Source organism: Brevibacillus schisleri (assembly GCF_055685845.1).
In genome coordinates this window covers 1,292,525-1,311,519 of the sequence record NZ_JBVNDM010000001.1, presented here as the reverse complement: position 1 = coordinate 1,311,519, position 18,995 = coordinate 1,292,525, and the positions used below count along the sequence as shown (strand labels likewise).

The window sequence follows — 18,995 nt, the reverse complement described above, 5'->3', positions numbered from 1 at the left end:
CTGAGTACTGGGAGGACATTAATGGGTATTTTATCAGGCAATCCGCAAAATGAACCTATGCATTATGGCGAGGTATTTGGAGTATGGATGTATCTTTCAACAACGAAGGGCTTGCTTGCCAGTTATCAAACAGCGCTCAACCATACTGGTGATCATGATCTGAAAAGCTTTCTCGAGGACATTACGCGAAGCATGAAACAAGAAGTAGAGCAACTGGATGAATTGCTCAAAGTGAATGGGATTGGATTGCCACCAGCACCACCGGATCGACCAGTAGCGAATCTGGAAAACATACCGGCAGGTGCTCGTATAAGTGACCCAGAGATCGCTGCTGGTGTTACAAGAGACATCGCAGCCGGACTGGTTTCCTGCAGTCAAATTATGGCTCAGTCCATCCGGGAAGATATCGGAATGCTTTTTGGTCAGTACCATGTTGCAAAAGCCCAATTTGGCCTCAGATTGCTCCGCATTTCAAAAGAAAAAGGCTGGTTAGTTCCGCCGCCTCTTCATATACAAACTCCAGAACTTGTCCATGCCTAAACAGAAGGATAAGCACTGCCTGATGGTAGTGCTTATCGTTTTTTATTTATGTTCGCCTGAGAAATAAGGACGTTAACGGGTAGCGTGCTCGTACAATTTCCGCGCGAACTCCTCCATCAACTCTCGCTTAGCCAACAGCTTACGCATCTGTTGAGGCAAGCCCTCTACTCCGTAATAGGCACCTGCCAATTGACCGTAGACAGCTCCCGTCGTATCCGCATCATCTCCGAGGTTTACCGCTAGAAACAGGCCTTCTTCAAAAGAACTACTGGTATAAAAAGCCCAAAGCGCCGCTTCAAGCGAATCGACGACATACCCCGATCCTTTGATCTCTTTTTTCGTTTTCGCTTTATAGGAACCATTCGCGACTCGGGCGATATCAGGATCAAGCGGTTGCTTTTCCCATAGACCCGCTACTGGAGAAAACGAATCAGTGAGCAACTCCTCTTTCGAAATACCCTGCAGAGCCCCCAGAAGTAATGCCCCGAAAAAACGACAGCCATCTACTGCCTTTGCCGTCGCGTGTGTGGTGCGAGAACTTTGCGCACAGTAATCAATGGCGAGCTCTGGTTGATTGGCATAATAGAGTGCGACAGGTGCTAGCCTCATAATGGAGCCATTCCCTGCCGACATCGGATGATCCGATCCGCTGAATGGATTTTTTGTCTGCTCAAAACGCCACAGCGCTTCTTTGGTGATATTCCCGATATCGAAGCAGTGATCCTTGCAGCTCATATAACCCTCTCGAAACCAGGCTACATATCGGTTCATCTGATCAACCGGATCGAAGCCGTTCTGCGTAATCAAGCTCTCAGCCAGGCACAACGCCATCGACGTATCATCCGTCCATTCTCCCGGCTTTAAATCGAACGGTCCTCCCCCGACCATTTCTGTAAGCGGCTGAAAGGTACCCGGTTTGCGAAATTCTAAAGTAGTGCCGAGTGCATCTCCAACGGCTAATCCTAGCAAACTCCCAGCATAGCGGTCACGCAGTTCCACGCTTATCCACACCCTTTTTTCAGAATTATCTGTTCATATCAAACAAAGCATCTGGCAATAACATTTTGACCGACAAATTGTTCGCCCAATTCATCTGTCGCTACCTTTTCTTCTGTGCTTGCAAGCGTGATAATCTGCGGCAAAACCAGCTTGTAACGGTCCTCCATCACGGTTTCAAGAACGTACTGTTCCTCTTCGTCCCACAAAAGAATTCCTGCTAAAATTCTGGTCTCCACACAGATCCCCTCCATTTTTTTCTCTTTTGAATATGTACGAAAGACGGGTACGATGACCCGCCTTCTAGTGCCTTACATAATGTGTAATGTGTATACTTACTGCTCTTTTTTCAGGCGTGCATCCAGAACAAAGTTGCCGAATGGCAGTAATGAAGCGATAAAAGCCCCGATCACTTTCAAGAAGGACCACTTATTGGTCATTGTAACATGTGCCAGCGCCAAAATATACAGGACAAAAAACAATCCATGAAGCGAACCGGCAATTTTAACTGCAGCCGGGTAATCCATAAAATACTTAAGCGGCATAGCAATCCCGAGAAGTACCAAATACGAGACGCCTTCGATCAGGCCGATGAGACGGAAGCGTCCGAGGGCAGAGTTCATCATGTGCGGGTACCATCCTTGCCATTGAAATTACCACTATTATAAACGAAAAACTATCATAATGTTGAAAATAGTCCAATGTTCATAATAAATTCAAAATCAACGGCCCCACGCTTCTTCTCGGATGCGTTCCATCCAGCGCATCTCTGCGTGCAAATGCTCAACGGCACCGATCAGAATCGCTCGTGCTCCCCAGCTAAGCCTCTCTCTTTTTTCCTCCTGGATCGATTCCAACAATTCAGCTAACCGTCTTACCTCCTGGATATTAACTTCCAAGGCCTCATCCATTTTTTGTGGATCACCGTACGAAGCAAAAGTCAGAGCCGCGTAGATCGGATTGGTCAGCTGCATCGGTTTTTGCAGTTCTTCCAAGAGAAGCTGTTGGAATTGCTCTTCGCCTTTTGGCGTGATCCCATACATCTTCTTATCTGGGCGGCTAGTCTCACGAATGACTTCTTTGACCTCAATCATCCCGCTCTTTTCCAGTTGGTCGAAGGCATAGTAGAGGGAGCCCTTGGCATATTTCATGTAACAATCCATTCCCCTTGCCTTCACCTGCTGCTGAACCTCATAGGGATGCTTCTCCCCTTCCATCAGCAATCCCAGAACAAGCAATTTTAGACTCATGACGATTCTCCTCTATCCGCGTTCCGGTTTCGGTGCGCCAGGCGATTTCCCCAATGCCCGATCATTTCCCATCAGCAAAATGCATACGAGAGCAAGTGCAGCAGGAACGAGCGCCCACATAAACGTATTCGCAATCGAAGAAGCAAGAATATCAATCATTTTATCCAAAATAGGAGCCGGAATGGATTCGCGCGCTTCTGGTGTCAAAATCGCTCGCGGGTCTGTAATGGCATTCGTCATCCCTTGACCCCCGAAGGCAGAGAACAAGCCGTTTTCAAACGAGTTACGTTGCAAGATCCCAAATACGGTGATCCCCAATGTCATTCCCAATGAACGGGAGAAAGAGTTTGTCGAGCTGGCCGATCCTCTTTGACGCATATCAAAGCCATGAATTGCTGAAATTCCCAAGGTGGAGAAAGAGAAGCCCACGCCAAACCCTGCAATCACCATATAAAGTGTAACGATTGAACGAGGAATCTCAGGCGTCAGTGTACTCAAAAGAAAAATACCTGGGATGAAAAAGACTGCGGACAGAAGCATAATATTACGGAAGCTGGTCTTCGTCGTCAGAAATCCACCTAGCTGGCTACCCGCAACCGAGCCGAGCATCATCGGTGTCAACAGTAATCCGGCATTCGTCGCTGACCCGCCATAGACCCCTTGGATAAAAATCGGCAGGTAAACTGTAGCGATAATGAAAGCAGCTCCATACAACAATGCAATCGCATTTGTCGTGGCAAATAACCGCTTCTTGAACATGGAGAACGAAATAATCGGATCAGATGCCCGCTTCTCGACAAATAGAAAAATCACAAACAACAAGAAAAAGGAAGAGAACAATCCAATAATCTGCATTGAATCCCACGCGTATTGATTGCCGCCCAGCTCAAGTGCAAACATCAGACTCACTACAGCACCGACCAGCGTAATCGCTCCCCACCAGTCAATGCTCTGCTTGCGGTATTCCAGCGACTCCTTGTAATACATCGAGATCAACCAGAGGGAAACAGCACCAATCGGTACATTGATGTAAAAAATCCAATGCCAGCTGACATATTCGGTAATATACGCTCCCAGCAAAGGTCCCAATACGCTGGACGTACCGAATACAGCTCCGAAAAGTCCCGTCATCTTTCCACGCTTCTCCGGCGGGAATACGTCAAAAATAATCGTGAAGGCAATCGGCATCAGCGCTCCGCCGCCAATCCCTTGAATCGCCCGATAAATGCTCAACTCAACGATGCTGTTTGCCGTCCCACATAAAATAGACCCTAACAAAAATACGATGAGACCAAATACGTAAAAACGTTTTCGCCCATACATATCGGAGAGTTTACCGAATATCGGCATCCCCGCCATCGTAGCGACCATGTACGCTGATGTCACCCAAACAAACTTATCCATGCCGCCCATCTCACCGACAATCGTACCCATAGCCGTCGCGACAATGGTATTGTCCATGGAAGCCATCAGGAGACCAAGCAGTAGCCCCGCTAACACCATATTCACTTTACTTTCTCTTGCAATCATTGCTTCGCCCTCCTGGGTGGTTAAATCAAAGTACTATACGTTATTATATTCAAATTTGACTACATATCAAAAAAATGCTCCTTTTTCTCGGAGCATTTTTTCGGTTTATTATCGCCCGAACGGTGACGGGCTGAATGGAGATGGCTGCTGGGCTTGATTGCCCTTCCACATTTTATACGCCGCTTCCGACATCGGTTCTACAGTCGGCTTGATCTCTCCAGTGAATGGATTCTTATTATAGGGCAGGTTAAACGTCCGTGTCCCGTCGCTCTTACGCATCAAAGAACCATCCGACAGCTCCACCCAACTACTTCCTGGTCCTCCATCGTCTACGACATAGAGGCCGTTATCATCCCAAGCAGGATACGTTGGCACATTTTTTACCGGAGGGCGCGTAGTCTGTTTCTTGACTGGTTTTGTTGAGGCTTTCGTCTTTTGTGTTTTCTTCTTCGGTGTGCTCGTTTTAGCAACTGCTACCGCTTTTGTTTTTGGCTTCCATTCGCTTTGTTTTTGCGCCGACGCTGGGGTAGGTGCTGATACAGCTACAGGCTTTTCAACCGGATAGGCGGAAACGTTAGCAGCGCGCGGGCCTTGATTAGCTAAATCCATAGCAGGCTTGGCAGTACCTGCTTTTTGAGAGACAGCTGCTGTTTTTGTATCCGTTCGTCCATCTGTTTTTACCGCGTGAATTAATGTCGGCCACAAATAGGCATTGAAGCCTAGTAAAGCGACCATCGAAGCAATACCTACGATTTTTTTCATTATAAGGGCTCCTATGACTGAATGATTAGGAAATAGAGTAATGACTTCTGGCCTATATCAAAATTTTAGTCGATTGGAAGAAAAAAGAAAACACCTTACATAAACAAACTCCTTCTCATGTTGGTGTTGAGAAGGAGTTCGTTTTGCAGGAGTTTCTCTCACCTGAATTTTACTTTCCCTCATTCAAACATCTAAGCGATATCCATATCGCGGAATCGTCGTGATTTGCTGCCCGTAGCGCAGAAGCTTTTTCCTTAAGCGATACACGAGCGCATTGATTTCCACCCGTCCGACATCTGGGACATTCCCCTCATGCAGCATTCGCTCCGGCCAAACGGTCAGCATAATTTCTTCAAAACTAACGGCCTTGTTCGCCTTTTGGTAGAGAAGCTTCAGCAAATCCATGTCTTTTCCGGTTAAAGGAAGTCTTGTTCCGTCGATACGAACTTCTCGTCTCTCCAAATGAATTTCCAAACCTGGCAAAAGCGACGCATTCTTCGGCTGCGTGAAAGGGAGCTCTACTGTATCATCCAGTTTATTGACCTCTCGTAAAAAGACGAGCTCAGCTACCCCTTTTGATAAGCTTATTTGATCCCCGTGACGAAGAATGTGAGAGGAGAAATGAAGCGGCGTCCCGTTTACCTCTGTGCCATGCTTGCTTTCCAAATCGATAATTTTGTAATCGTTCCCGATCCTTTGAAAGGCTGCATGCATTCTCGAAATGTACGGACTGGAAAAGGTAATGTCCAGTTGAAAACTAGTCCCCCTCCGCCCGATTGTACAGCGATCCTTCGTGAGATATTTGCGCGTGGCAACTTGGCTAGGGTCCCCTTTTTTTACAAGTAAGTATGCACCATTATCTATCATCTGGTGATCACCTCACGTGTTGATCGATTACGGTTTTGCAGCTGTCAGTGCGTCAACAACAATCTTGGTAGCTTCAGCAATGAGCGCATCATCATACGTAGCGTCCTGCTTATCTCTGCTAGACAGCACGGCAATGACAATCGGCTTTTTATTCGGTGGCCATATGATCCCTATATCGTTTCGCGTTCCATAGCTCGCTGCTCCTGTCTTATCTCCGACCTTCCAGTCTTTGGGGACGCCCGCTCGAATCAGCTTGGCTCCCGTCGTGTTGCCTTGCAGCCACTCGATAAGAATCTTCTGCTTGTCAGACGACAGCGCATTCCCTACCGTATAGGCTCGGAGGCTCGTTGCAAGTGCTTTCGGTGTGCTTGTATCGCGGGTATCTTCTGGCTTAGCCTCATTCAATTCCGTCTCATAGCGCTCGGATGTCGTAACATCATCACCAATCTGTCTCAGAGCTGATTCAAAGCCTTTAGGTCCACCCAATTCTTTGAACAACAGATTTCCCGCTGTGTTGTCGCTATAGCGTACTGCGGCGTCCGCAACCTCGCGAAGAGTCATCCCGGTGGCTACGTGTTTTTCTGTGATCGGTGAATAAGTAACGAGGTCGTCCTTGGTGTAGGTGATGACTTTGTCGAGCTCTTCCAATGGTTTCTGATGCAAGACTGCACCTGCGGCTAAAGCCTTGTACGTAGAGGCAAAAGCGAATCGTTCATCTTCGCGATAAGCAACTGCCAAATCTGTTTCGGTGTCGATCGCATATACGCCGAGCCTCGCACCAAACTGTTTTTCCAGTGCAGCGAACTTTATATCCATTGCAGATGCGGGCGTTTCCGTTTTTACGACAGGCGTTTCAGCAGAAGAGCAACCAGCAAGCGTGAGAACCGTGAGAAATATTGTTTTCACTGTGAATCCAAACAGTCTCGATGTGTGAACTTTCATGGATGACAAACCTCTTTCTTTTGAAATTAATCACAATACTACATGTGTAATACTGTACTACATTTGTAATCAACTGAATTCACGATAATATTACACGCGTAATCCACTAGTGTCAATCTCCTTTTTCTTGCAAAGCTTTTGAAAAAAAGACGCCCTTTCAAGCAAATTGGATAACCGGAAATGGTTTTTCCAAGTCAGCTTGAAAGGGCGCGCTTTATTTTTGGTGAGGATCGGTCGATGATTGTTTCGCATCCAATATGGAACGCAGCTCCTGAATCTCCTCGTCCGATAAGGATTCCTTCTGAATGAACTGAACCAACATTGATTTTAGAGCCCCGCTGTAAATCCGCTGGAGAAATGACTGTGCCTCAGCGTGCTGGCATTCGTTTTGGGAGTACAACGGATAAAATGTATAGACTCTTTGGTTTTGATTGACGCCAACAGCATTTTTTTGAACCAAACGATTCAAAAGAGTACGTACTGTTTTGGGATTCCAATCTGTTTGGCCTTGCAAGGAGGAAATAATTTCGTTGGCGGTCAGCGGCGACTTATCCCATAGTACGTTCATGACTCGCCATTCCGCTTCTGAAATACTTGGTATGGATGTAGACACTGAAGTCTCCCCCTTTCGAAAATAATGACTGTAAGAGCAATAGTTAGTAGAGACCTTTGGCTTTCAAAATAGACAAGGTTATTTCTGCTGCTTTAGGTCCATTCGCGTCGTCTTCGTTTTGTATATTGGTAGCAAAGAAGTAGGTGCCTTCCTCGTTCTCTACATACCCGACAAACCAACCGTTGACATCTTTTTGATTGACGGTGCCCGTACCTGTTTTCCCGGAAAGAATCGAGCCCGCCTTTTTCGATAACCGGATAGAGTCTTTCACTGTCTGGATATTGTTTTCTTGAAAGCCAAACTGATTCGTATAGAACGCTTTTAGTAATTGTACCTGCTCCACCGGAGAAATCTTCAAGGAAGATTCTATCCAATATTCGCCGATTCCACCAGATATATTGGAATTCCCGTAGTTCAATTGTTCCAGAAAAGCTTGAATCATATCCGGAGAGATGCTATGATCCATCTCTTTAAAATACCAGTTCGTGGAGTATCGCATCGCTGTAAATAGATCTTGATCCCGGTTCCACTGCTCATACGGATAGTGGATTCCATCCCATTTTAACAGCGAATCTTCTCTCGAAATCACACCTGCCTCTAAACCAAACAAAGAGAGAAAAATCTTGTAGGTGGAGTTGGGTGAAACTCGTTGTGTACTTCCTGCCTCGTTATAAATCCGATACTGGTCTGCTTTCAAATCATATAAGACAAAACTGCCTTCAAAGCCACGGAAATAGTTGTCCAAATCCTCGTAAATGGTTCGATCATCTTGAAAATGATAGCGGCTGCGATCGTCGGCTAAAGCGGAGCCAACAAGAACCTGACTGGCAACCAATACGACCACCATGGAAAAAATGACTGTGCTTTTCAACTGCAACAGCTTTGATTCTGCCTTGTGGGACGCGATTTTCTCGATTCGTTTTTTAACTGCCTTTTTGGAACCGTTTAGCTGATTGGCAAAAACGACATTCCCGGCTCCACTTTCTTGATCCAAAAACTTAATGATGGTATGACCATATTCCAAGTAATTTCGCTTGTCTAAAAAGTTCAATACAGCTACATCGCAAGCAATTTCACGGTCCACCCTCATTTCCCGAAAAGCCAGCCAAACCAATGGATGGAACCAATACAAAAGCTGATACACGACGGTCACATAGTTCATGAAGATATCATGGTTTTTTTGGTGCATCAGTTCATGCAAAAAGATATACTTCATTTCGTTGATCGACAGCCATTCATCAAAATGACTGGGCAGGACAACATACGTCTTAAAAACGCCAAACGTCATCGGAGATTTGACCTGATTGGATTCAGCTAGCACGATATGCCGCGTTATTTTTACATCCTTCTTGCATTGTTCAAACAGCTCGATGACTTCTTGATTGGTGATCACAGATGATGTCCGTTTGATCTGCTGGATTTTTAACCAGGCTGATATCGTGATCGAAGCACAAACGATCATCCCGACTACCCATATGCTGACGAAAATCGTAGAAAGGGAGTCTGGTGTATAGCGACTTACCGACAACGATAAATCCTGTACCCAATTCGCATTTTCAAACGTAGGAGCTTGTGCAGCGAGCGTCGAACTGCCAACTTCATTACGCTGAATCATCCCTGAAGCAAAAATATCTCCAAAATCCAAAAAGGATTTCGGGATGAAAACTGGCGTCAAAGCGACCAACAAGAGAAACCACAAATTGTACTTCCATTTAGCTGACAAGTGGGAGCGAAATACTTTTCGAATCAAGAAAATTAGCGCGATCGTGCAGGAAGAAACGATCAAGCTTATCACCACATGATTGACAAACATGCTACCTGTTTCCCTCCCTACTTATACTGGATAATCTAAATAAAATAGAATCCGTATCAATTCTCCAGAGCAGCAGGAACGCTCTGCAACCTGACAGGATTCTTCACGTCGATTCGCACAATTAGCTTCATTATGTCAAAAACGAGACTACGATACAAGCTATCGTCAATTGTAGAAAAAGGAAAACACCTTCTCTACAAAGGTAAGAAGGTGTTTCCTAACCTGATTTAGTTTGTTTTCAAAACATCGTGATCGACGTAACGTTCGCCATTCATTTCGCTGATGACATTAATTGCAACCTTGGCACCATCACCAGATGTAATAATTGTATGTACGCTTACTCCTGCGCACGTACCTGCTGCCCAAATTCCTTCGATGTTCGTCTTCCCTTGTGCATCGACATCGACAACGGTTTTGATCCTTGGTTCTGTGCCTTCTTTGGTTTTTACCCCAATCGCTTCTGCCAAAGTCACGAGCGCTCCAGTTGCAAGAATCACATGCTTAGTCTCAAAGCTCCCTTTTTCCGCTGTCTCTACGAGCAAGCCTTGCTCTGTTTTGGTAATGTTGCTGACTTGATCGGCTACCAGCTCCGCACCGAATTTCGCTGCTTGCTTTTTACCGATCTCAATAAGGTCTGGGCCTGAGATTTCCATGATGCCGTAGTGATTTTCCATCCACGCGCGCTTGGTCATGCTTTTGTCATTATCAATCAGCAACGTCTTCTTCCCTGCTTTTGCAGCAAACAACGCTGCACTACCTCCTGCCGGGCCTGCTCCAATAATTACGATATCAAACAAAGAAATCTCTCCCTTCCAAAATAACTTTCATAACATAATTATATACTAAGTATGGTAAATGTGGCAATATCTTTGATAAGTTTATGCTGTCTATAAGAAAAATATTTATTATGATAAGGGTAAGAGAATGAAGTTTCAGATAAAGAACATGATCTAAGGAGTGAATACTATCGAACTTCGAATAGGCTTTGTGATCGGGGAAAAATTGGATTTGAAAAGAATCGACGAGATTCTATACACCCATGAAAACAAACAAGCTCCATCTTGCAAGGTAGTATTAGACTTTATGGAGATGGACTCAGAGATTTTTTTAAATCGCCCTTTCTCTTCCACAGAACAGGTACCCATTAAAGATCCCGATCTCCTTGAAGCTGAACTTTCCCAATTGTACGATTTTGTATGGGTTGAAGTATTAGGGGGAATTGAGAGGCACGGGCACCCTTCTGTCACTATCTCTGGTACAGAATATGAAGGAAAGCTCATCCATACATTAGACAAGCGAATGTTCATCTTTTTACGAGACATCATCAGTGACGATCAAGGAATACAACTTCTTGAGAAAATCTGCCATGTCCCAAAACCATTACAATGGCTCGTCCTCCCAAAAAAAGACGGAAAAACCCCACCCCCAGACTATATTCTTGACGAGATGGAGCAATGGGTACGAAAGTTGATTGCATACAAGGTAGATGAATAAACAAGAAAGGGCTATCTCAAAAGTCTTGTGAACGGACAATGAGATAGCCCTCTTCTTTTACGAAGGTCGCGTAATCCAGAAGCGACGAATTAACAATCCATCGTCGTCTGTACATTCTGACTCAAAAACGCCTCCGTTCTTCCGAATCGTTTTCTCCGAAGCAACATTATCATAGTCGCAAATCACCAATACTTCGTTTATACCCAACTCGCTCGTAATAGTTAGGGCTTGCGCTAAAATTTCCGTCGCATATCCTCTGCGTCTCTCAGATGGCCGGATTCCATATCCGATATGCCCGCTGTTTTTTCGTAGACGCTCGTTGAGACGATGCCGAATATTCACCGCCCCCACTATGCGTCGCTCCTCATTCACGAGCCAATACGTCGAATGAGGAACATAGCCATCCGAGAGATTTTCCGCTCTGCTCTCACCCTCCAGAAATTCCAGATACGCAGGAAAATCATAGGGCTCCCGATCCACCACCCACGGTACGATAGGCTCTCCACTTTCTTTCCACTCTTCGTAGAAGGAGATATACTCCGCTTGAAGTTCTGCACAAGGCTTCGTTACATACAGCTGCCCAGCCATCGACTTCACTCCCCTTGCACATTTTTTGGCGTAAAATTCTCTCTATTATAGCTACAAGGAGGGAGTGTTACCAGCTAAACAATTTTTCACCTTCTTGAATGACTTCCATTAGTTGACTAAATGCCGCGTAGGAAGAAGCGCATTTCCAGTCCAAGCGCCTCTGGAGCCCAACTCAGCTTCGGAAAAAATGGCGGGGAATTTCAGCTTTTATTACATACAAAAACGCATTCGCGTTTTCTGGTTTGAAGCGTAGACTGGAAATGCGCTTCTTCCCTCCACTAAAGCAACGTCAAAAACAAAAAAACGTGACACAAGCAACGAATCGCCTGTGCCACGCTCTTAACTGATTAATATTTGTTAAACAACATGATCCAGAGGGAACCTGCAACGATTGTAAATACAATCACAAGTCCAAGAATCAATGTCTGTACGTTGTAGCGTGGTTTTTCTCCTTCGCGGATGTGCATGAAGAAGACCAACTGAATTACGAACTGCAAGACCGCCATTATCAAGATCGCAATCATGGTCGCCGTTTTACTCAAAATCGAGTTCATGACCAGCACGAGTGGGATAATGGTGAGCACGATCGACAGGATAAAACCGATTACGTACTCTTTCATCGATCCGTGACTATGATGTCCGCCTTGGTTTTGATGTTGTGCCACCTTACATCACCCCCATCAAGTAAACGACTGTGAAGAGGAAGATCCACACAACGTCAAGGAAGTGCCAGTACAAGCTAAAGTTGGTAATTTTGCGGCGAGTAACCGCAGAGATTCCACGACGCTTCAGCTGGATCATCAGCGCAGTCATCCAGAACAGACCAAGCGTTACGTGCAATCCGTGTGTACCAACCAGTGTGTAGAAAGCGGACCAGTAGCCGCTAGTCGCCATGGTTGCGCCTTCGCTCATCAAGTGCATAAACTCAGTGACTTCCAACACTACGAAAGACAGTCCCAAAAGACCAGTTACAGCCAGCCAACCAATCAGCTGTTTGACATTGCCTTTGTTCATTGCCAGAACAGCGAGACCGCTGGTAAAGCTACTTGTCAACAAGATAAAGGTTGAAGCAATAACGCCTGGCAGCTGGAACAATTCTTGTCCAGTTGGTCCACCAGCAAAACTATTCATCATTACCGAATAGGTTGCAAACAACGTACCGAACAACACGCAGTCTGTTACAACGAAAATCCAAAAACCGAGAACCTTAAGTTGCTCATGCTCTTCATGATGGTCGTGGTCGTGGCCGTGACCATGGTCATGATTCGTAGCCATCGTTACACCACCCTCCCCAGTGAAGCCTCAGTGCGACGCACTTCCTCCACCGGTACATAATAATCCGTGTCGTATTGGAAGGAGCGTGCCCACATGCATGCGAATACGCCAATGAATCCAATAACGGCCATCCAAACCCATCCAAATGTGAAACCAAAACCTACCAGGAACCAGAAGTTCGCCATGATAAATGGAATTCCAGAGTTCTTCGGCATATGAATCGGCTCCAGTTTGGCCGGTTGTTCTTTATAGGTGCCATTTGCTTTTGCTTCTTTCGTTGCCCACCAGTCATCCATTTCTTTCACTTGTGGAACAACAGCAAAGTTGTAGAACGGTGCAGGTGATGGAATCGACCACTCCAGTGTACGACCATTCCATGGATCGCCTGTCGTGTCGCGCTCACCATGCTTGATGCTGTAAGCGATTTGCCATACTTGGAAGATGAAACCGATACCCATCATGAATGCCCCAACAGTGGATACCAGGTTCAGGTCTGCCCAACCGCGATCCCAACCGTACGTGTAGTAACGGCGAGTCATACCCATGAAACCGAGCGCGTATTGCGGCATAAAGCACACGTAGAAACCAATATTCCAGAACCAGAAGCCCCATTTGCCCAGTTTCTCGTCGAGCTTGAAACCGAACAGTTTTGGCCACCAGTAGTAAATACCAGCCAAGTAACCGAACACTACCCCACCGATCAATACTTGGTGGAAGTGGGCAACCAAGAAGTAACTGTTGTGATACTGATAGTCTGCCGGAGCTACTGCTAGCATTACCCCTGTCGCTCCACCAATTACGAAGCAAGGGATAAAGGCAATGGTCCACAGCATTGGTTGTTTAAAGGATATCCGACCACGGTACATTGTAAACAGCCAGTTAAAGACCTTAACACCGGTCGGGATACCAACAATCATCGTTGATATCGCAAAGAAGGCGATAACACTTGCGCTCGTACCCATTGTGAAGAAGTGGTGAGCCCATGTAAAGAACGATACAACGGCAATGATCATCATCGCCCAAACCATTGATTTGTAGCCGAAAATCTTTTTACGTGAGAACGTAGCCACGATTTCAGAGAAAATACCGAAAGCTGGTACAACTACGATATATACCTCAGGGTGACCCCACATCCAGATGAGGTTGAGGTACATCATCGGATTACCGCCGCCGTCCATTGTGAAGAAATGGGCACCTGCGAAACGATCAAGGAACAACAGAGCCAATGTTACAGTCAAAATTGGGAAAGCGAAGATAATCATAATGCAGCTGGACAATACGGACCAGCTAAACAATGGCATTTTGGAAAGCTTCATGCCAGGTGCACGCATTTTGAGAATCGTTACGATAAAGTTAATCCCTGTCGCCAAACTACCGATCCCGGAGATTTGAATCCCCCAAATATAGAAGTTTTGACCTGGTCCAGGGCTGAAATCATTTTGTGACAGTGGCGGGTAAGACAACCAACCAGCGTCTGGGGAGCCCCCGATTACGAACGAAAGGTTGAACAGCATCGCACCGAGCATAAACAGCCAGAAGCTGAGTGCGTTCAAGAACGGATACGCTACATCTCGAGCACCGAGTTGAAGCGGCACTACCATGTTAAACAAGGCAAACATCATCGGCATCGCCATGAACAAAATCATGATCGTACCGTGAGTCGTAAAGATGGCATTATAGTGATCCGAGTGCAGGAATTCTACGTTCGGGAATGCCAGCTGCACGCGCATCAACAGGGCGTCAACCCCACCGCGGAACAGCATCAGAAGCGATGCGATCAAATACATAATACCAATACGCTTATGGTCAACTGTAGTCAACCATTCGCGCCACAGCCAACCCCATTTTTTATACTTAGTCAGAACGAATACGATCGCAACCATGGTCAGTACAATCGATACGTCCGCACCGTAAATCAGTGGGTCACCTGTTACAAAGAACGTGGATGCAAAATCCTTAATGTTCTCCCACACGTGGTATTCCTCCTCCCTCTCGCCTAGTGGTTCATACTGGAATGATTCATTCCAGGCATGTTGTGCGATTCAGTCTTATGCTGCATATGCTGCATATTTAGCGAAGTCTCATTAGAAGACTTGTCACCTGCGGGCGCAGGGTTTTTCTCCATCACATAGTCCATATCGTGACCATGACCATATTTCGCAACGATCTCTTCAAACATACCTTCTGGGAATGCAGAGTACGTAAACTTATCTGTCACGCCAGGCTTGCGAAGTTCTTCATAATCTGCCTTCGTCATAGCTGGAGTCGTACCTTTTACTTCTTTTACCCATTTATCGAACTCATCTTTTGGTTTTGCCACTACATCGAACTGCATTTTGGCGAAACCTTCACCTGAGAAGTTGGAGCTAAATCCAGCGAATGTACCTGGTTCATCTGCTTGCAGATAAAGTTCGGTAGCCATTCCCGCCATCGCATAAATCTGTCCACCCAATTCTGGAACCCAGAAAGAGTTCATCGGTGCGTCAGCAGATACCTGGAAGCGAATCGGTACGCCTGCTGGAATCTCCAGATGGTTAACAGTTGCGATATTTTGTTCTGGATACGTAAACATCCATTTCCAGTCCAAAGCCGTAACCTGAATGGTCATAGGGGCAACTTCTTTATTCGGGTTCTCTTTTAACACATAAACATCACGGACAGTAAAGTAACCCAGCAATGCAACGATAACGATAGGAATAATCCACCAAATTACCTCTAGGGTTGTACTGTGTGCCCACTCCGGCTTGTAACTTGCTTTATTGCCCGGTGTATCCCGATAGCGGTATACAATGAAAGCGGTAAGCGCAATAACCGGAACGATAATGACAGCGACCAATATCGTGGAAATAATAATGAGATTGTACTGCGTTTCTGCTACAGGTCCTTTTGGATTCAAGACGAGGTATTCGCTACCACAGCCTGTCAGCAGAACGGTGCCCAACACTGCCAAGATCCAAAACTGGATATGCCTCAGCATTTTTCCTCCGCTCATTCTCCTAATCCCTCCTAGTCACAAACAACGAGCATGTAATACTTTGGATGTCGATAGTGCAGTCACTCTCTATGGAGAGGTCTCGAACGAGGTTTTGGAAAACCTTCTTTCTTCAACGTGCATTCACACTTTTCGAGAGTTCCTCACAATAGGTTTTTCAACACAAGTGAACTTCACTATTTGCCGCATATACATACTATCAGAGTCTGCGAGATTTTGTACTCGTTTTTAACGACGTTCAATATTTCGTAGCTTTTCTGTTACAAAGTGTTCACATTGCAGTCACGAGTTGATCATATTCTTGTTAGGATTCCCCTCTAATGACCCCATCCACCCATTTTTGGTCATTACACCCAATTCCAATTGTCAAGATTTCTTTTTCACTTTTAATAAAAAAATAAAAAAACGCCAGCTTATTTCGCTGACGGCAAATTTCCGTATAAATAAAAAACCTCTCATTATAATGAAGAAAATGAGAGGTACTATAGGACTATTTTTAACTAACTTAGGCGTCAGTTCTTTTTAGTGTCATCAAGCGAAACACCGTGCTCATAATGAAGATATTCATGCCAGCGATCAAAAATCCGATCGACACCATCAACGGCAAGTTCTCCGATCTGAAATCGTTTGCAGTGAAAGCCATAATAACAGCACCGACGAACAATACCGTCCAAGCCATCCATCTTAACACATCTGCTGCTTTTCGATCGTTATTCATAACACAAAACCCCTATCATGATAGATTTTTTGCGTGACCGTTTCTGTTATATGCTCTTATTGTAACACAATATTCACTTGTTGTTCATATTTTGTTCAATTTTTTATAAAAAATTTGTCAAAACTTTTTTCATAAACCTATTGGCTATCATATTGTTACAAATTTACTTTGTGTCACAAATGTGAAAGCGTTATTGTTATAATGAATATAGTAAACGTTTTCATACATGTATAGCATCTTGATCTGTCATCGAAGGTGGTTTGCCCATGGTTCATACTCCAAAAAAAGCCCGCATCAGCCTCTTGACCCAAATGGTTCTGCTCATTTCCATCGTTGTCCTGATTAGCATGGGGATAGGAACTGCCTTATTTTCCTTCATATTAGATGACATTTTGGATCGCTATATTGGGCAGCAAGCCATGACGGTCGCCAAGCTATCTGCCATGAACGAACGCATCATTGCAGCCTTTGAGACCGATCATCCCTCCAAGGTGATTCAACCGATAGCCGAAACCATTCGGAAGGAAACAGGGGCCAGCTATGTGGTGATTGGAAACAAGGACGGTATTCGGTACTCTCACTATGACCCAAAGCAGATTGGATTACCGATGGGAACCAGCAATGACCCCGTCTTTTTAGAAAACCGCTCGGTCATTTATCGGGGGACAGGCATTTCTGGTCCTGCCATCAAAGCGAAAACACCGATCGTCAACAAGAACGGCGAAACAATCGGAGTCTCCTCTGTCGGCTATGTCATGAGTGATGTAGAGAAAAAGGTCGCGGAATACAAGGAAAGGGTCGTCGCCTTATCGCTCGTGCTGCTGGTTATCGGAATTATTGGTGCAATTATTATTGCCAGACGAGTCAAGCGGTTGATCTTTGGTCTGGAGCCAGAGGAAATCTCATTTTTGTTTACGGAAAAAGCAGCTATTCTTGAATCGATTCACGATGCTACGGTAGCAGTCGATATGCAAGGGCGTGTTGTCTCGATGAATAAACGAGCACGTTCCCTTCTCCAAGAGGATTTGGCCGTAGGGAAATCGATCGCTAGCCCGCAATTGCGCGACATCATTCATTCTGTCAATCGAAATACGCAAGAAATGAACTACAAAATTTTGCTAGGGCACGAAATTTTTATAACCGACTACTCTCCAATTTTGAGCAACAATGAAATCAGAGGCGTGGTCTTCACATTTCGTCCAGAGTCTGAAATCGAGCAACTCACTGAAGAAATTACGAAGATCAGTTCCTTTTCGGATAATATGCGTGCACAAAATCACGAATATTTAAATCGTTTGAACACCATTTACGGTCTCCTCAAGCTAAAGGAGTACGACAAAGCAATCGAACTCATCACCGATGAAGTAAAGGAACGGCAGGATATTCTCGCCTTCATTATGAGTTCAGTCAAAGAGCCCTTCATCGCTGCTTGTCTGCTAGGGAAAATCAATCGCTCCAAAGAACTGAAGGTATTACTCGAAATTGATCCGGACAGCTATTTGGGAAATGTACCTGACAGCTTGGATACAAAGGTATTGGTCACTATTCTCGGCAATTTGATCGACAACGCGATGGAAGCTGCACTCGAATACAAAGGCACTGACGCATTGGTTCACGTATCCTTCACTGATTTAGGTGGCGATATCATTTTTGACATCGAAGATAATGGACATGGGGTATCAAAAGAATTGGAACCCCGCATCTTTGAAAGTGGTGTCACTACGAAATCAGGTGAAAATCGAGGACTCGGTTTGGCTATTGTGAAAAACGCCATCGAGCTATTAGAGGGGCAAATCTCACTCGGAAAAAGTGATCTAGGCGGAGCGCGTTTCACCGTAGTCGTCCCCAAGAAATGGGACAAAGCAAGTAGTGAGGAGGCAATCCACAATGTCTGAGAAACTTATTACCGTCATGATCGTGGAAGATGACGAAATTGCAGCTAGAATCTATGAACAATTCACAAGTAAACTGGAGGGATTCCAGATTATTGCCACGGCCACGACAGGAAGACAGGCACTGGAGATGCTTCACGTCGTTACGCCAGATGTGCTGCTTTTGGACATTTATTTGCCGGATATGAACGGGATTGACTTGTTGCGTGAAGTACGGAAGCATTTTCGCGGGATCGATGTCGTTATGATCACAGCCGCAAACGATGTGGAAACGGTGAGAGAAGCGATACGTGGCGGTGCATACAGCTACATCATCAAGCCGATCATGATCGATAAATTCATGTCTACCTTGGAACAATATGCAAATACGAGACATCAGCTGCAGCAGCATACAACCATTGATCAAACAGCAGTGGACAAGCTGTTCACGAAAGCCGCACACACTCCTGCTACCAAAACCGTTGGGACTGTCACCTCGCTCCCGAAAGGCATCGACAAGCTGACATTAAAGCTGATCCGGGACAAGATGCAGGAGACCACCCAAAGCATGAATGCCGATGATCTGGCTGCACTGGCTGGCATGAGCCATTCAACCGTACGCAGATATCTCGAATTTCTCGTCTCTATTAATGAAGTAACTGTCGAGACGTTTTATGGAACCGTCGGACGTCCGGAAAGAAAATACCGCTGGGTTCCGCAAAAAACAACCAAATAAAGCCTGAT

The 18,995-nt window shown here is 45.4% G+C and carries 21 protein-coding genes; 4 read left to right on the top strand and 17 right to left on the bottom strand.

Features of this window, described 5'->3' with window-relative positions:
- The first annotated feature begins 21 nt into the window (after positions 1–21).
- Complete coding sequence (locus tag ACUUHJ_RS06755) at positions 22–540, top strand: DUF3231 family protein (protein WP_472298508.1); 519 nt, start codon at positions 22–24, stop codon at positions 538–540.
- A 72-nt stretch (positions 541–612) separates the two neighbouring features.
- Here ACUUHJ_RS06755 and ACUUHJ_RS06750 read toward each other — a convergent pair whose 3' ends face one another.
- The 11 genes from ACUUHJ_RS06750 to ACUUHJ_RS06700 form a co-directional block, all read right to left on the bottom strand.
- Positions 613–1,539 carry an ADP-ribosylglycohydrolase family protein gene (locus ACUUHJ_RS06750; protein WP_289676576.1) on the bottom strand — a complete coding sequence of 309 codons (927 nt, stop codon included), beginning with the start codon at positions 1,537–1,539 and terminating at the stop codon, positions 613–615.
- Positions 1,540–1,577: 38 nt separating this feature from the next.
- Positions 1,578–1,775, bottom strand: coding sequence for a hypothetical protein (locus tag ACUUHJ_RS06745; RefSeq protein ID WP_256973702.1), 198 nt, complete (start codon positions 1,773–1,775; stop codon positions 1,578–1,580).
- A gap of 96 nt (positions 1,776–1,871) precedes the next feature.
- Positions 1,872–2,162: a DUF3817 domain-containing protein gene (locus ACUUHJ_RS06740; protein ID WP_289676575.1), complete on the bottom strand. Its 291-nt coding sequence runs from the start codon at positions 2,160–2,162 to the stop codon at positions 1,872–1,874.
- A gap of 96 nt (positions 2,163–2,258) precedes the next feature.
- Positions 2,259–2,786, bottom strand: a complete 528-nt coding sequence (locus ACUUHJ_RS06735) for a PadR family transcriptional regulator (protein WP_472298507.1) — start codon at positions 2,784–2,786, stop codon at positions 2,259–2,261.
- Between the two features lie 12 nt (positions 2,787–2,798).
- Positions 2,799–4,316, bottom strand: coding sequence for an MDR family MFS transporter (locus ACUUHJ_RS06730; protein WP_472298506.1), 1,518 nt, complete (start codon positions 4,314–4,316; stop codon positions 2,799–2,801).
- 108 nt (positions 4,317–4,424) lie between these two features.
- The gene (locus ACUUHJ_RS06725) at positions 4,425–5,078 is read right to left on the bottom strand and encodes a hypothetical protein (RefSeq protein WP_472298505.1); all 654 of its coding nucleotides are present in this window, start codon (positions 5,076–5,078) and stop codon (positions 4,425–4,427) included.
- 183 nt (positions 5,079–5,261) lie between these two features.
- Positions 5,262–5,945, bottom strand: a complete 684-nt coding sequence (locus ACUUHJ_RS06720; protein WP_472298504.1) for an FHA domain-containing protein — start codon at positions 5,943–5,945, stop codon at positions 5,262–5,264.
- A 27-nt stretch (positions 5,946–5,972) separates the two neighbouring features.
- Positions 5,973–6,887 (bottom strand): BBI family class A beta-lactamase, encoded by a 915-nt coding sequence (gene blaBBI / locus ACUUHJ_RS06715; RefSeq protein WP_472298503.1) that lies wholly within the window; start codon positions 6,885–6,887, stop codon positions 5,973–5,975.
- Positions 6,888–7,101: 214 nt separating this feature from the next.
- Positions 7,102–7,500, bottom strand: a complete 399-nt coding sequence (gene blaI / locus ACUUHJ_RS06710) for a penicillinase repressor BlaI (RefSeq protein ID WP_472298502.1) — start codon at positions 7,498–7,500, stop codon at positions 7,102–7,104.
- 43 nt (positions 7,501–7,543) lie between these two features.
- On the bottom strand, positions 7,544–9,313 hold the full coding sequence (locus tag ACUUHJ_RS06705; protein WP_472298501.1) for a BlaR1 family beta-lactam sensor/signal transducer: 1,770 nt from the start codon (positions 9,311–9,313) through the stop codon (positions 7,544–7,546).
- A gap of 227 nt (positions 9,314–9,540) precedes the next feature.
- Positions 9,541–10,110, bottom strand: a complete 570-nt coding sequence (locus tag ACUUHJ_RS06700; RefSeq protein WP_472298500.1) for an FAD-dependent oxidoreductase — start codon at positions 10,108–10,110, stop codon at positions 9,541–9,543.
- Positions 10,111–10,321: 211 nt separating this feature from the next.
- On the opposite strand from ACUUHJ_RS06700, the gene ACUUHJ_RS06695 reads away from it, so the two are divergent.
- The gene (locus ACUUHJ_RS06695) at positions 10,322–10,807 is read left to right on the top strand and encodes a hypothetical protein (protein WP_472298499.1); all 486 of its coding nucleotides are present in this window, start codon (positions 10,322–10,324) and stop codon (positions 10,805–10,807) included.
- Between the two features lie 57 nt (positions 10,808–10,864).
- On the opposite strand, the gene ACUUHJ_RS06690 is transcribed toward ACUUHJ_RS06695, so the two are convergent.
- From ACUUHJ_RS06690 to ACUUHJ_RS06665, 6 genes are all read right to left on the bottom strand, one after another.
- The gene (locus ACUUHJ_RS06690; RefSeq protein WP_289676562.1) at positions 10,865–11,395 is read right to left on the bottom strand and encodes a GNAT family N-acetyltransferase; all 531 of its coding nucleotides are present in this window, start codon (positions 11,393–11,395) and stop codon (positions 10,865–10,867) included.
- Between the two features lie 347 nt (positions 11,396–11,742).
- The gene (gene cyoD, locus ACUUHJ_RS06685) at positions 11,743–12,060 is read right to left on the bottom strand and encodes a cytochrome o ubiquinol oxidase subunit IV (RefSeq protein ID WP_199930149.1); all 318 of its coding nucleotides are present in this window, start codon (positions 12,058–12,060) and stop codon (positions 11,743–11,745) included.
- 1 nt (position 12,061) lies between these two features.
- Entirely contained in the window at positions 12,062–12,670 is a 609-nt protein-coding gene (gene cyoC / locus ACUUHJ_RS06680) for a cytochrome o ubiquinol oxidase subunit III (protein WP_087344344.1), read from the bottom strand.
- Between the two features lie 2 nt (positions 12,671–12,672).
- Positions 12,673–14,643, bottom strand: coding sequence for a cbb3-type cytochrome c oxidase subunit I (locus tag ACUUHJ_RS06675; RefSeq protein WP_012684921.1), 1,971 nt, complete (start codon positions 14,641–14,643; stop codon positions 12,673–12,675).
- 23 nt (positions 14,644–14,666) lie between these two features.
- Complete coding sequence (gene qoxA / locus ACUUHJ_RS06670; RefSeq protein WP_234126940.1) at positions 14,667–15,662, bottom strand: cytochrome aa3 quinol oxidase subunit II; 996 nt, start codon at positions 15,660–15,662, stop codon at positions 14,667–14,669.
- Between the two features lie 505 nt (positions 15,663–16,167).
- A complete protein-coding gene (locus tag ACUUHJ_RS06665; protein ID WP_173609011.1) occupies positions 16,168–16,380 on the bottom strand; it encodes a hypothetical protein in 213 nt (70 codons plus the stop codon).
- Between the two features lie 266 nt (positions 16,381–16,646).
- Here ACUUHJ_RS06665 and ACUUHJ_RS06660 point away from each other — a divergent pair, with 266 nt between their 5' ends.
- The gene (locus ACUUHJ_RS06660; RefSeq protein WP_472298498.1) at positions 16,647–18,275 is read left to right on the top strand and encodes an ATP-binding protein; all 1,629 of its coding nucleotides are present in this window, start codon (positions 16,647–16,649) and stop codon (positions 18,273–18,275) included.
- Positions 18,268–18,987, top strand: a complete 720-nt coding sequence (locus ACUUHJ_RS06655; protein WP_289676558.1) for a response regulator — start codon at positions 18,268–18,270, stop codon at positions 18,985–18,987. Before ACUUHJ_RS06660 ends, ACUUHJ_RS06655 begins: the two co-directional genes overlap by 8 nt.
- Positions 18,988–18,995 lie beyond the last annotated feature (8 nt).

What these genes read in the sequence shown, in the direction of transcription:
- ACUUHJ_RS06755 (WP_472298508.1), top strand. Translation starts at nt 22, where the DNA reads ATGGGTATTTTATCAGGCAATCCGCAAAATGAACCTATGCATTATGGC.
- ACUUHJ_RS06740 (WP_289676575.1), bottom strand. Translation starts at nt 2,162, where the DNA reads ATGATGAACTCTGCCCTCGGACGCTTCCGTCTCATCGGCCTGATCGAA.
- ACUUHJ_RS06735 (WP_472298507.1), bottom strand. Translation starts at nt 2,786, where the DNA reads ATGAGTCTAAAATTGCTTGTTCTGGGATTGCTGATGGAAGGGGAGAAG.
- ACUUHJ_RS06730 (WP_472298506.1), bottom strand. Translation starts at nt 4,316, where the DNA reads ATGATTGCAAGAGAAAGTAAAGTGAATATGGTGTTAGCGGGGCTACTG.
- ACUUHJ_RS06725 (WP_472298505.1), bottom strand. Translation starts at nt 5,078, where the DNA reads ATGAAAAAAATCGTAGGTATTGCTTCGATGGTCGCTTTACTAGGCTTC.
- ACUUHJ_RS06720 (WP_472298504.1), bottom strand. Translation starts at nt 5,945, where the DNA reads ATGATAGATAATGGTGCATACTTACTTGTAAAAAAAGGGGACCCTAGC.
- blaBBI (WP_472298503.1), bottom strand. Translation starts at nt 6,887, where the DNA reads ATGAAAGTTCACACATCGAGACTGTTTGGATTCACAGTGAAAACAATA.
- ACUUHJ_RS06705 (WP_472298501.1), bottom strand. Translation starts at nt 9,313, where the DNA reads ATGTTTGTCAATCATGTGGTGATAAGCTTGATCGTTTCTTCCTGCACG.
- ACUUHJ_RS06690 (WP_289676562.1), bottom strand. Translation starts at nt 11,395, where the DNA reads ATGGCTGGGCAGCTGTATGTAACGAAGCCTTGTGCAGAACTTCAAGCG.
- cyoC (WP_087344344.1), bottom strand. Translation starts at nt 12,670, where the DNA reads ATGGCTACGAATCATGACCATGGTCACGGCCACGACCACGACCATCAT.
- qoxA (WP_234126940.1), bottom strand. Translation starts at nt 15,662, where the DNA reads ATGAGCGGAGGAAAAATGCTGAGGCATATCCAGTTTTGGATCTTGGCA.
- ACUUHJ_RS06665 (WP_173609011.1), bottom strand. Translation starts at nt 16,380, where the DNA reads ATGAATAACGATCGAAAAGCAGCAGATGTGTTAAGATGGATGGCTTGG.
- ACUUHJ_RS06660 (WP_472298498.1), top strand. Translation starts at nt 16,647, where the DNA reads ATGGTTCATACTCCAAAAAAAGCCCGCATCAGCCTCTTGACCCAAATG.
- ACUUHJ_RS06655 (WP_289676558.1), top strand. Translation starts at nt 18,268, where the DNA reads ATGTCTGAGAAACTTATTACCGTCATGATCGTGGAAGATGACGAAATT.